The sequence below is a fragment of the Helicobacter pylori genome, assembly GCF_011140715.1.
Lineage (GTDB): Bacteria > Campylobacterota > Campylobacteria > Campylobacterales > Helicobacteraceae > Helicobacter > Helicobacter pylori_DA.
On record NZ_SFZZ01000010.1, the window covers coordinates 1 to 12,371 of the forward strand.

General features: G+C 38.7%; 14 protein-coding genes. 5 read left to right on the forward strand and 9 right to left on the reverse strand.

Translation table 11 applies throughout. From position 1 onward, the window contains the following. Positions 1-174 precede the first annotated feature (174 nt). Together murI and rho are read right to left on the reverse strand one after the other, a co-directional pair. On the reverse strand, positions 175-942 hold the full coding sequence (gene murI / locus EWZ81_RS00405; protein WP_165548552.1) for a glutamate racemase: 768 nt from the start codon (positions 940-942) through the stop codon (positions 175-177). A gap of 36 nt (positions 943-978) precedes the next feature. Further along, positions 979-2,295 carry a transcription termination factor Rho gene (gene rho / locus EWZ81_RS00410; protein WP_165548554.1) on the reverse strand — a complete coding sequence of 439 codons (1,317 nt, stop codon included), beginning with the start codon at positions 2,293-2,295 and terminating at the stop codon, positions 979-981. Positions 2,296-2,559: 264 nt separating this feature from the next. Between rho and rpmE the strand changes: the two genes are divergently transcribed. From rpmE to EWZ81_RS00435, 5 genes are read left to right on the forward strand one after another with little or no spacing between them, the layout of a single operon-like run. Then, positions 2,560-2,763: a 50S ribosomal protein L31 gene (gene rpmE / locus EWZ81_RS00415; RefSeq protein ID WP_000715278.1), complete on the forward strand. Its 204-nt coding sequence runs from the start codon at positions 2,560-2,562 to the stop codon at positions 2,761-2,763. Between the two features lie 24 nt (positions 2,764-2,787). Next, positions 2,788-3,651 (forward strand): 16S rRNA (cytidine(1402)-2'-O)-methyltransferase, encoded by an 864-nt coding sequence (gene rsmI / locus EWZ81_RS00420; RefSeq protein ID WP_165548556.1) that lies wholly within the window; start codon positions 2,788-2,790, stop codon positions 3,649-3,651. Positions 3,652-3,663: 12 nt separating this feature from the next. After that, on the forward strand, positions 3,664-4,347 hold the full coding sequence (gene rlmB, locus EWZ81_RS00425) for a 23S rRNA (guanosine(2251)-2'-O)-methyltransferase RlmB (RefSeq protein ID WP_165548559.1): 684 nt from the start codon (positions 3,664-3,666) through the stop codon (positions 4,345-4,347). Between the two features lie 12 nt (positions 4,348-4,359). Beyond that, entirely contained in the window at positions 4,360-5,334 is a 975-nt protein-coding gene (locus EWZ81_RS00430) for a sialidase (RefSeq protein ID WP_165548561.1), read from the forward strand. Next, complete coding sequence (locus tag EWZ81_RS00435) at positions 5,331-6,152, forward strand: hypothetical protein (protein ID WP_165548563.1); 822 nt, start codon at positions 5,331-5,333, stop codon at positions 6,150-6,152. The genes EWZ81_RS00430 and EWZ81_RS00435 overlap by 4 nt, the downstream gene beginning before the upstream one ends. A 72-nt stretch (positions 6,153-6,224) precedes the next feature. Here the strand turns inward: EWZ81_RS00435 and EWZ81_RS00440 are convergent, their stop codons facing one another. The 7 genes from EWZ81_RS00440 to EWZ81_RS00470 form a co-directional block, all read right to left on the reverse strand. Continuing rightward, positions 6,225-6,662 (reverse strand): hypothetical protein, encoded by a 438-nt coding sequence (locus EWZ81_RS00440; protein ID WP_165548565.1) that lies wholly within the window; start codon positions 6,660-6,662, stop codon positions 6,225-6,227. A gap of 462 nt (positions 6,663-7,124) precedes the next feature. Next, positions 7,125-8,063: an acetyl-CoA carboxylase carboxyl transferase subunit alpha gene (gene accA, locus EWZ81_RS00445; RefSeq protein WP_001029386.1), complete on the reverse strand. Its 939-nt coding sequence runs from the start codon at positions 8,061-8,063 to the stop codon at positions 7,125-7,127. A 21-nt stretch (positions 8,064-8,084) separates the two neighbouring features. Next, positions 8,085-9,323: a beta-ketoacyl-ACP synthase II gene (locus EWZ81_RS00450; protein ID WP_033594237.1), complete on the reverse strand. Its 1,239-nt coding sequence runs from the start codon at positions 9,321-9,323 to the stop codon at positions 8,085-8,087. 104 nt (positions 9,324-9,427) lie between these two features. Further along, positions 9,428-9,664: an acyl carrier protein gene (acpP, locus tag EWZ81_RS00455; protein WP_001163095.1), complete on the reverse strand. Its 237-nt coding sequence runs from the start codon at positions 9,662-9,664 to the stop codon at positions 9,428-9,430. A 225-nt stretch (positions 9,665-9,889) separates the two neighbouring features. Then, on the reverse strand, positions 9,890-10,633 hold the full coding sequence (fabG, locus tag EWZ81_RS00460) for a 3-oxoacyl-ACP reductase FabG (protein ID WP_001160858.1): 744 nt from the start codon (positions 10,631-10,633) through the stop codon (positions 9,890-9,892). Between the two features lie 38 nt (positions 10,634-10,671). After that, complete coding sequence (gene rpsU / locus EWZ81_RS00465; RefSeq protein ID WP_001117778.1) at positions 10,672-10,884, reverse strand: 30S ribosomal protein S21; 213 nt, start codon at positions 10,882-10,884, stop codon at positions 10,672-10,674. A gap of 100 nt (positions 10,885-10,984) precedes the next feature. Then, positions 10,985-12,235 (reverse strand): hypothetical protein, encoded by a 1,251-nt coding sequence (locus EWZ81_RS00470; RefSeq protein WP_165548567.1) that lies wholly within the window; start codon positions 12,233-12,235, stop codon positions 10,985-10,987. Between the last annotated feature and the right edge of the window lie 136 nt (positions 12,236-12,371).

The following is a 12,371-nucleotide window of genomic DNA, read 5'->3' on the forward strand; positions in this document are numbered from 1 at the left end:
TGCAAGTCTGTAGATAGGTAATCTTTTCCAAAGATAGCCATCAGACATTCTTCGCTTCAAAACGCTTTCATAAATCTCTCTAAAGCGCTTTTTATAATCAACACAATACCCTTATAGTGTGAGAGATAGCCCTCTTTGGGAATTGAGTTATTTGACCTTAAATTTTTATTAGCGTTACAATTTGAGCCATTCTTTAGCTTGTTTTTCTAGCCAGATCACATCACCGCTCGCATGAAATTCCACTTTAGGGAATGCGTGTGCATTTTTCTTAAGGGCGTATTTTTGTTGCAAATACTCTACAATAGCATCGCCCGAATGGATGAGTAGGGGGGGCGTTGGAAGGGCAAAATGCCCCATGAAATAGCCCTCAATTTTTTGAGCGATTAAGGGAAAATGCGTGCAACCTAAAATGATCACTTCAGGTAAAATCTTTAAGGGAGTGAAATAATAACGCATGCAAGTTTCTAACAATTCGCCCTCTAAAATACTTTCTTCAATCAAAGGCACAAAAAGGGAAGTGGCTAAATGCGAAATGTTCAAATAGCCTTGTTGTTTCAGGGCGTTGTCATAAGCGTTGGATTGAATCGTCGCTTTTGTCCCTAGCACCAAAATAGGGGCGTTTTTATCTTCCACTTGCCGTTTGATCGCTAAAATGCTTGGCTCAATCACGCCCACAATAGGGATTTTAGAATGCTTTTGCATCTCTTCTAAAGCCAGAGCGCTCGCCGTGTTGCATGCCACAATCAATAATTCAATCTCATGCGGTTTGAAAAAATCCAAAGCCTCTAAGCCAAATTGCTTGATCGTGGTGGGGTCTTTAGTGCCATAAGGCACTCTAGCACTATCGCCATAATAGATGATTTCATCAAACAATCGCGCTTTTAAAAGGCTTTTTAAAACGCTAAACCCCCCCACACCGCTATCAAAAACGCCTATTTTCATGACACTTTTTTAATTTAATGGGATTAATTAGGGATTTTATTTTTCATTCATTAAATTTAAAAATTCTTCATTGTCCTTAGTTTGTTGCATTTTAGAATACACAAAGATTAAGGCTTCTATGTCATCCATTTGTTGCATCACATTCCTTAAAACCCACACTTTAGTCAAGCGGTCTTTGCCAAGCAAGATATTATCTTTTCGTGTGCCGGATTTTAAAATATCAAAGGCCGGGTAAATGCGCCTGTCCGCAATATTCCTCGCTAAAACGATTTCGCTATTCCCGGTGCCTTTAAATTCTTCAAAAATCACCTCATCCATTCTAGATCCCGTTTCAATCAACGCCGTAGCGATAATCGTCAAGCTCCCGCCTTCTTCAATATTCCTTGCGGCCCCAAAAAAGCGCTTAGGCCTGTGCAAGGCGTTCGCATCCACGCCTCCGCTTAAAACCTTACCGCTTGAGGGCGTCACGGCGTTATACGCCCTTGCTAAACGGGTGATAGAATCCAATAAAACCACCACATCTTTACCCATTTCCACTCGCCTTTTAGCCCTTTCTAAGACTAATTCAGCGATTCTTATGTGGTTATTGGCCGGCAAATCAAAAGTGGAGCTAAAAACTTGACCCTTAACGCTTCGCTGCATATCCGTAACTTCTTCAGGGCGCTCATCCACTAAAAGGATGATCAGCTCCACTTCAGGGTGGTTAGAAGTGATGCCTTGGGCGAGCTCTTTCATCAGCTCCGTTTTCCCGGTCCTTGGCGGCGCAACAATCAAAGCCCTTTGCCCTTTCCCCACAGGGCTGAATAAATCTAGCATCCTACCGGTAACTTTAGTGGATTCGTATTCTAATTTGATCTGTTCATCAGGGAATAGGGGGGTTAGATTGTCAAACAAAGGGCGGTTTCTAATCTCATCTGAAGGCGAGTAATTGATAGCCTCTACTTTTAAAAGGGCGTAGTATTTTTCCTGGTCTTTGGGGGATCGCACTTGACCGGTAACAATATCGCCATTCCTTAAAGCAAAACGCCTGATTTGAGAAGGGCTAACATAAGTGTCATTATGCCCGTCTGAAAAACTCCCATCAAACCCTCTTAAAAAGCCATAGCCATCAGGCATGATTTCTAAAATCCCGGTAAAAAGAATGTATCCGCCTTGCGTAACTTGGGTTTTTAAAATTTCAAACATCAAGTCTTGTCGTTTGAATTCTTGGGGGTTTTCCACTTTGAGCTTGTTAGCGATTTCTAAAAGCTTTTCAGTAGGGTAGGCGCGTAAATCTTCAATGTGATAACCGCTCACTGGCGTGTGGGTTTTAACCTTGTGCGAACTTTTGTGCGTAGGCGCGTTTTCGTTCATTAAATTTCCTTTTAATTAAAAAGAGGTTTCTAGTTGTTTCAATTAAGATAAAAGTACAAAAAGCTAAAGCATTCTTAAAGAATTAGTGTAATCAAAAGATGCTAATAAGTGGCGCATGCCACAAGCGTTGAATTTCGTAATGCTTCGTTATGCTATCATAATTTTTTTAACAAAGTCAAATTTTATTTTAACTTTAGAGTGGTTTTAATTTATTGTTACTTATGCTATAATTTTAAGTTTAAATTTAAGAATAAAGGATACTTGATGAAAAAAGGCATTCACCCCGAATATATCCCATGCAAAGTTACTTGCGTAACGAGCGGGAAAGAAATTGAAGTTTTAAGCACCAAACCTGAAATGCGTATTGATATTTCTAGCTTTTGCCACCCTTTCTATACCGGTAGCGATAAAATCGCTGACACTGCAGGGAGAGTAGAGAAATTCAAGCAACGCTACAATTTGAAGTAACTTTTTTAAAAAGCGTGGCTTTTTGTGTTGTATTTTTTGCCCACCCCAATAGGTAATCTCGCTGACATCACGCTACGCACTTTAGAAGTTTTAGAGCGTTGCGAGGTTTTTTTATGCGAGGATACAAGGGTGAGTAAGAGGCTGTTGCACTTGCTTGCAAAAAACCCTATTATTGGCCATTCTTTCCCTAATATTGCGGCTAAAAAAAGGGAGTTTATCGCCTTCCATTCGCACAACGATCAGGAATTTTTAAACCAAATAGAGCTTTCTTTTTTTGACAAAGAAGTTGCTGTGATGAGCGATGCGGGCATGCCTAGTTTGAGTGATCCATGCATGAGTTTAGTCGCTTACGCCTTAAAACACAACCTCCAATACGATGTTTTGCCCGGGGCTAACGCGCTCACTACGGCGTTTTGCGCGAGCGGGTTTTTAGAAGGGCGGTTTTTTTACGCCGGCTTTTTACCCCATAAGAGTAAGGAAAGGCGCTTAAAAATCGCTAAAATTTTAAACGCTTTAGCGTATTTAGAAGAAAAAACCCCAGTAGTTTTTTATGAAAGCCCGCACCGATTGCTAGAGACTTTAAAGGATTTAAATGATTTGGCTAAAGGCATGCATTTGTTTGCGGCTAAAGAGCTTACCAAACTCCACCAGCAATATTATTTAGGAGAGGTTTCTCAAATCATAGAGCGGTTGCAACAAAGTAATATCCAAGGGGAGTGGGTTTTAGTGCTTTTGAATGAAAAAAAAATAGAGCCTTGCATGGGGCTATCGGCGTTATTGGAGTTGGATTTACCTCCTAAAATTAAGGCTAAAATTCAAGCCACTATGACACAAAAAAACGCTAAAGAGCTTTATTTCCAGCGTTTGTTAGAAGAAAAAAATCAATAAAAGGGGTTTAGCATGCAAGCAGTAATTTATGGCAAGCAGGTGATTATGCACATTCTAAACTCTCATCAAGAAAAATTGCAAGAAATCTATCTTTCTAAAGAAATAGACAAAAAATTTTTTTTCGCGCTCAAAAAAGCATGCCCTAATATCATCAAAGTGGATAATAAAAAAGCGCAAAGCTTGGCTAAGGGGGGGAACCATCAAGGGGTTTTAGCTAAGGTGGAATTGCCATTAGCGGTTTCTTTAAAAGAGATTAAAAAAGCTCAAAAACTTTTGGTGCTTTGCGCCATTACGGATGTGGGGAATATTGGGGGTATTTTTAGGAGCGCGTATTGCTTAGGAATGGATGGTGTTATTTTAGATTTTGCTAAAGAATTGGCTTATGAGGGGATTGTGCGATCCAGCTTGGGGCTTATGTATGATTTGCCTTTTAGCGTTGCGCCTAACACGCTGGATTTAATTAATGAATTGAAAACGAGCGGGTTTTTATGTTTGGGCGCGAGCATGCAAGGCACTAGTGAAGTAGAAAATCTATCCTTAAAAAAATGCGCTCTTTTTTTGGGGAGCGAGCATGAGGGGTTGTCTAAAAAAATCCTTGCTAAAATGGACGCTATATTGAGCGTAAAAATGCGAAGAGATTTTGATTCGCTCAATGTGAGCGTGGCAGCAGGGATCTTAATGGATAAAATCAACTAGGTGGTCAATTGAATGGAACAGAATAAAAAAAGTTTAGAAAATTTAGATATTTCTGATGTTCAAAACATTTCTAAAGATATTTCTGGTGCGGCATTAGAAGAATTATCGCTTAAAAATTTAGATAAAAATTTGCAGATTTTAAGAGAGATTGGCATACAAGAAATTTACAAGGCGACTAAAATCGCTTCTAAAAATATCAACTATATATTAGAAAAGCGTTATGAGTCTTTATCAAGGGTGCGTGCTAGGGGTTTTATACAAATTTTAGAGCGCGAGTATAAAATTGATTTGAGCGCATGGATGAAAGAATTTGATAAGGCGTGCGCTTTTAAAGAGGGTGCAAGTGAAGAGCAAAATCAAGAAACAGACCCTGAAGAAAAAACAAAAAACCCTTTGAAAGTTGAAATAGATTACAGCATCAATCAAGCTAATATCAAATTATCTAAAGGATTGTCCAAATGGAAACCCTTTGTTTTGGTTTTAGGGGTGGTTGTCATTGTTTTGGCGGTCGTTATCATTCAAAACAGCTCTTCTTTAAAAGAAGAGAGAAAGCAAGAAAGCGCTATTAAGCCCGACACCAAAAATAGTTCTTTCAATGAAGTTAGTCCTACAGAAGAAAAAAAGTTAGAGCCAACGCCTAAACCAAAAGAAAAACAAGAAAAACCAAAAGAACAAGACAAGCAAGGCAAAGAAGCGATCAAAGAAAATCCTAATACCATTTACATTATCCCTAAACGAGATATTTGGGTAGAAGTGATTGATTTAGATGAGAAAAAAAACTCTTTTCAAAAGGTTTTTAAAAAAAGTTATCCTTTAGAGGCTAAAAACCACCGCTTGTTGTTGCGCTTTGGGCATGGGCATCTTATTCTTAAAAACAACCATCAAGAACAAGATTATAACGACAGCAAAACTAGGCGGTTTTTATACGAGCCAAATAAAGGCTTAACGCTCATCAATGAGACCCAATACAAAGCGCTCCAGCAATGAACAAGCTTTTTTTAGCTTTTATTGTTGGGGGAATGCTATTAAGCGCTGATGCTTTAAACGATAAGATTGAGAATTTAATGGGGGAGCGATCCTACCACATGAACAAGCTTTTTTTAGAGCGTTTGTTTAAAAATCGTAAGGATTTCTATGTAATGGGGCGTTTGGATTCCTTAAAATTGCTTAACACTCTCAAAGAAAACGGGCTTTTATCGTTTAATTTTGACAAACCAAGCGTGTTAAAAATCACTTTCAAAGCTTCAAGCAATCCCCTAGCGTTTGCCAAAAGCATCAACAATTCTTTGAACATGATGGGGTATTCGTATGTTTTGCCCATTAAAATGCAAAGCTCTTTGGGCGAGAATGTTTTTTCATACGAGCTTAAAACGGAATATGTTTTAGACCCTAACATTTTAATAGAAACGATGAAAAGGCATGGTTTTGATTTTACAGATATTAGACGGGTGTCTTTAAAAGAGTGGGAATACGATTTTGTCTTGCAAAAAATCAAGCTCCCTAACGCGAGAGTCTTAGTTTTGAGTAGCGATCCTGTGGAGTTTAAGGAAGCGAGCGGGAAATATTGGCTGAGCGTGAATGAGAATGCGTATTTAAAAATAAGCTCTAATAACCCTCTATGGCAACCCAAAGTGATCTTTTATGATGAAAACTTAAAGATCATTCAAATCATTGCTAAAGAAAACAGACAACAAGAAATCGCTCTTAATTTGCTTGATGGCGTGCGTTTTATCCATATCACTGACGCAAAAAACCCTATCATTTTAAAAAATGGGATTAGCGTGGTTTTTGATGCGATGCCTTAAGTATAGGGGTAACCCTTATTTAATTGATTGGAATATAAGAAAATCCGCTTTTAGATTTGAAAAAAGAGAGCCTTAATAATAGCGATCCACCCAATATTTACCAAAAAAAATCTTTTGTATCACACAGCCCACCAATAGCCCAGCTCCCGCTTCTATAAAAAAGACAGCCCACCAATTAATAAAACCAAACCATACAAAAAATAAATGCGCTGGTAAAGCGCCAAGCAATAGTGAAACGCCGCTCACAATAGAAATTCCAAAGCGGGTTTTAAGGATTTTACTTTTTTTGCCAAACGCCATGTCTGCTACAAATTCCCCACTAAAAGAAATCAAAAACCACCCAATCAAATGTTCAGGCATCAATAACCAAGCAACTGCACTACTTCTATTAACCGCTGTAATGACAAAAAGTGAGAAAAAATACACGCTTGCAGATGCAAAATGCCTACCCCTATTCCTTAAAGACCAATTCCTAGAAAAGCGGCTTTTGATTTTTTCATGTGTAACCATGGGATTTCTTTCTTTTTTAAAATACTATTAAACCTAGCTTTTGTATTGTAAAATAAGAATGCTTTCATTCAATACTCTGATCATGATGATTGTCTTTTTATATTCAAACAAAAGGATAGAATAGCAGATTAGTAACACAATGATGTTTTTTATATTATTTTACAAACTATGTAAAATATCCGCTTTTTTCTAAAATAATAGCAAGTGGTGAAAAATTTGGCTTTGTTTTTATCGAGCGTTGGTTATCAAAAAAATATTGCATTTTTAAGATTGGATAATAGAGAGCCTGATTTTATCAAGCGGTATTTTTAAAAGCGGTCTTTTAGGGGATTTTAGTTGGGGAATTATTTCAAAACACCCCTTATCTCCTTAAGAAAATGGGTTTAAAATAAAGCTTAAAAACACAATTTTAAAAGTTAAAGAACCAATCATCAATATATTAAGGTAAAGTTTTTTATAGATCTAATTCATGCTCTCTACAAACGAACCAAGCGACATTAATTTTTGGTAGCGGTTGTCAAGGAAATGAGGGTCTTGTTGGATAGTCCTTAGAGCGTCTAAAAAATACTCTTTGATCGTGTTGGCGGCTGAAAATTTGTCTCTATGAGCCCCTTTGCTAGGCTCTAAGATAATATCATCAATAAGCCCCGCCTCCTTTAAGTCTCTGGGCGTGATTTTCATCGCTTTAATAGCCACTTCAGTTTTGCTAGGGTCATCCCAAAGAATCGCCGCGCAACCTTCTGGGGATATAACGCTAAAAATGGAATATTCCATCATAGCCAATTTGTCAGCCACTGCAATTGCTAGCGCGCCACCACTACCCCCTTCACCGATAATTACAGAAATAGTAGGGACTTTTAAGGAAGCGAACTCTTGGAGGTTTTTAGCGATCGCTTCACTCTGGCCTCTTTCTTCTGCACCAATCCCCGGATACGCCCCGGCTGTATCTACAAGCATTAAAATAGGCAAATTAAACTTTTCAGCAAATTTTGCCATTTTCAAAGCCTTACGATAGCCACAAGGGTTAGGCATGCCGAAATTTCTTAAGAGCTTGTTTTTAGTCCCTCTGCCTTTTTCTTCTCCGATCACCACAACCGGAACATTATCAATTTTCCCTATAAAACACACAATCGCTTTATCATCGTTATAGTGCCTATCCCCAAAGACTTCATACTTATCTTTTAAGATGAGATCAATGTAATCCATAGCGTAGGGTCTGTCAGGGTGTCTTGCTAACTGGAGTTTTTGAAAATCAGTGAGATTGGAGTAAATGCTTTTAACTTCCTTATCCAATCTTTTTTCTAAGATTTCTTTAGCGTCCTCATCGCCTCTAATAAGGGCTAATTCAATTTCATTTTGAATCTCTTTAATATGATTTTCAAAATCTAAATAGATCGCCATTCACAAAATCCTAAATTAAAACTAGGCTTTTTTGAAAATCACAACACCATTAGTGCCACCAAAACCAAATGAGTTACTCATCACCGCATCCACTTGCTTTTCTCTGGCCACATTAGGGATATAATCCAAATCGCATTCTGGATCAGGCGTTTCTTGATTGATGGTAGGAGGTAAGATCCCTTGATTCATGGCCATGATAGAAATAACGGCTTCTAACGCGCCCGCAGCGCCCAAGCAATGCCCAATCTGCCCTTTAGTGGAACTAACAGGGGGGACTTTTTCTTTAGAGCCAAACACATTTTTTAGAGCGATGCTTTCATACCAATCATTATAATGCGTGCTTGTCCCATGAGCGTTCACATAGCCTACTTCCACTTTCGCCATTTCCAAAGCCATTTTCATGGCTCTAAAAGCCCCTTCGCCCTCAGGGGCCGGAGCTGTGATATGGTTAGCATCGCCGCTCTCGCCATATCCGGCAAACTCTGCATAAATTTTTGCCCCTCTTTTTTTCGCGCTCTCGTATTCTTCAAGCACCAAAGCCCCAGCGCCTTCGCCCATCACAAAGCCATTGCGATCCTTATCAAAAGGTCTTGAAGCTTTTTTAGGCTCATCATTCCTTGTAGAAAGGGCTTTAATGCTCGCAAACCCTCCAATCCCTACAGGACAAATGGTGGATTCCGCTCCCACGACTAGCATTCTATCAGCCCCATTGAGCAAAATGGTTTTAACGGCTTCAATAATCGCATGAGTGCCTGCTGCACAAGCCGTTACGCTAGAGAGGTTAGGCCCTTTAATGCCAAACTCAATGGAAGTGAAACCTCCAATCATGTTCACTAACGCAGAAGTGATGAAAAAGGGATTGACTTTTCTAGGGCCTTTTTCAAAACAAAAAATGGAATTCGCTTCAATATTGCCTAACCCGCCAATCCCAGAGCCAGAGCTTACGCCCATGCGGTTTGCCAACTCTTCAGGGCATCTATTGTGAGCGTCTAAAATCCCACTATCTTTCATCGCCTCTCTTGTGGCTTTCAAGGCTAATTGAATGAAACGACCCGCCTTTTTAACATCTTTGGGATTCATCACCTCTGTAGGGTCAAAGTCAGTGATTTCTCCAGCGATACGCACAGGAAACGCGCTCGCATCAAAACTTTCTATATGTTTGATACCGCATTCCCCTTTAGCGATCGCCAAAAAAGAATCTTCTTTATTTAAACCTAGCGAATTGATCATTCCCATTCCAGTTACTACAATCCGACGCACCAATAGCTCCTCATTTCAAAACTTTAATTCAATAAAACTAGATTTTAGCTAAAGCTAAATTTTTGACTAAAACCTGGAGACAAACGCTCCAAGTTAAAAAAAGATTAAGCCAGTTTATTGTCCTCAATATACTTCACCACATCGCCCACATTGACGATTTTTTCCGCTTGCTCATCAGGAATTTCAATGTTAAACTTTTCTTCTAACGCCATGATCAATTCCACGACATCTAAAGAGTCCGCACCCAAATCCTTCACAAATTCCGCCTCTGGGGTAACTTGCGCCGCATCCACATTCAACTGCTCAGCAATAACTGCCTGAATATCTTCAAATAAAGCCATGATTAAAACTCCCTTGTTTTGTAAAAATTAAATCCAATCATCATTGGAGCGTTTATTTTTGCTCCAAAACATCTAAAATCCTATACAACAAATAAATTACAATGAGAAACAATATTAAGTAAATAATCCCCATTTGACAATAACCTCTTTGTTTTAGAATAACCTCATAATGGTAGCATGATTTTTGCTACTTACAAACTTTTATCGCTAAAAGAATGTTTAGGACTACATATAAAGCCCGCCATTGACCTTGAGAGTCTCCCCGGTGATATAACTAGAGTGATCGCTCAAAAGAAACGCTACCGCTTGCGCCACTTCCTTAGCAGACCCTAGCCTGTTTAAAGGAATGTTTTTAACATAATCCGCTTTGAGTTCGTCTTTCAAATTAGCGTTCATGTCGGTTTCTATAAAGCCTGGCGTTACAGAGTTGAAACGAATGTTCCTTAAAGCTCCCTCATAAGCAAAGGATTTGCTCATCGCAATCATCCCCCCCTTACTCGCTGAGTAGTTTGTCTGCCCCATATTGCCTCTTTCACCAATGATAGAAGCGACATTAACCACGCTCCCAAAACGACTCTTACTCATCACCTTTAAAGCCTCTCTGCAACCTATAAAAGCTGAAGTGAGATTATTGTCTATGACATGGTGAAAATCTTCTGTCTTCATTTTGATGGCTAATTTATCGCGCACCACACCAGCGTTATTCACCAAATAAGACAAACCTCCATCGCTTTGAACAATGGTTTGTATCGCTTCAACAAAATCGCTTTCAGAAGTCGCATCAAATTTAATAACGGCCGCTTTATAGCCTTTTTCTTCAAGCTCATTTTTCAAAGCATCAGCCACTTCAGCATTACTGCGGTAATTGATCCAAACTTTCAGCCCCATAGAAGCGAGAGTTTTGGCGATTTCGGCCCCAATGCCTTTAGAAGCTCCAGTAATGAGAACATTTTTCCCTGTGAATTGCATTATTCAATAATCCTTAAATTTTAAATTTGTTCAAGTTCTTATAGTCTTGATTCATAACGCCTTAACATGTAAAGACGCTTTAAGACCTTCTTTTTAGCGCTGATTTTTTGTTTTTTGCGTTTTTCAGTTTTAGACTCAAAGAACCTTCTAGCGCGGCATTCTGTTACCACTAGATTGCGATCGGTTTGCTTTTTGAATCTCCTGTAAGCTTCATCAAACGCATCGCCTTCTCTAACCTTAATCCCTGGCATACTGCTATCACCTCTTTTCCATAGCTTAAAATCATTGCTTAACAATGGCTACAAACGAAATAATATTATATAAGACAGATTAACCGATTGTCAAGAATTTTCACTTTTTTCTAGCGATTTTGTTAATAAGGTTATAAGGATCAAAGGCGACCGTCATATACACTTGGTAGGATTCTGACCAAGGCAAGCTCCTATCAAAGCCTCCACGCATCGCATTAAGCACGAAGTTGATCCGAACAGACGCAAAGTCGTTTTTCCAATTGTAATAAAAATCAAAACGATTGTATAAATTGGCTTGAAAGAATGGCACACCACGATAAATAGGCGTGGGGCAATAAGAAGGCGTGCAATACATTTCAACATATTGGTATTGGTTATAAAAAGGCATTTCTGGGGTTTTAGCGAAATAAAATAAATTGTGTATTCCAAAGCCTTTGTATTGGATCTCCACATCAAATTGCCCCCCCACGCTATTCATAAAAGGCACATTTTTGTGAATTTGCCTCAATCGGCTTAATTCAGAAACCATGCCAAAACTGGCATCGAGCTTTTCCATAAAGGGGGCGATGTCTAAAAGGCTTGTCCCTATGTAAGCGTTAAAATAAAGGCGATCCATAAGATAAATATTATTGCTATCAATCGCCTTTTTTTCATTAAACTGCATGCCATCAGCCCCATTCAAAAGGTATTTGTCTTCGTTGTGGAACAAGACAAAATACCCTCCAATACCCAATAAATCCTTAAAGAAATTATAAGCGACAGAGCCGTTCATTTGAAACCTGTCCATTGCATTCCCATAAGGGTTTCTCCCGAATTTACAAGTGTTATAACAATTGCCTCCAAACCAATCTAGCATAAACTCCGCATGCCCATAATAGGGTTTTGAAGGCGAATAATGGTTTTGAAATTGCAATAAAAACCCTCTAGCGTTGGGATCTATGAACCAATAATAAGGGGCAAAAATATTCAAACCATACCTCCCTAAGAGGTTTTTTCTAGGAAAGATGCCGCCATAAAAAGTAAAACGCTTTCCCCTAGCCTTATAATACATCGTAGGCCCCCAACGGTAGGGAAAATTGGTGCTGTAGTTATGGAAGTTTTGAAAGAAATACGCCCCCACAGTCAAGCTTTGCTCCACACCTCTTGTATAAAATTGGATCCCAAAATTTGGAGTCAAACGGGTTTTAAGATTGGTGTTAGTATTGACCCAATAAGGCGTTGAGCCTTCATGGTCCATGATGAACATATTGAAACCCAGATTGTATTTAAAAATATTCCAATCAAAAGCGTAAGAATTAACCGCTAACAAACAGACTAAAAAAGAATGTTTTAAAAAGGTGTTTATTGCCACTTGTTACCCCTATGTCATCATTATTTTTGATAAAAAAGCTTATCTTGTAACCAATGGGTATTCTAGCACATCTAAAAATATTTTTCTTTAGATTTAATATTAAAATAGCGCTTATTTCATGTTAGAATTTATGATG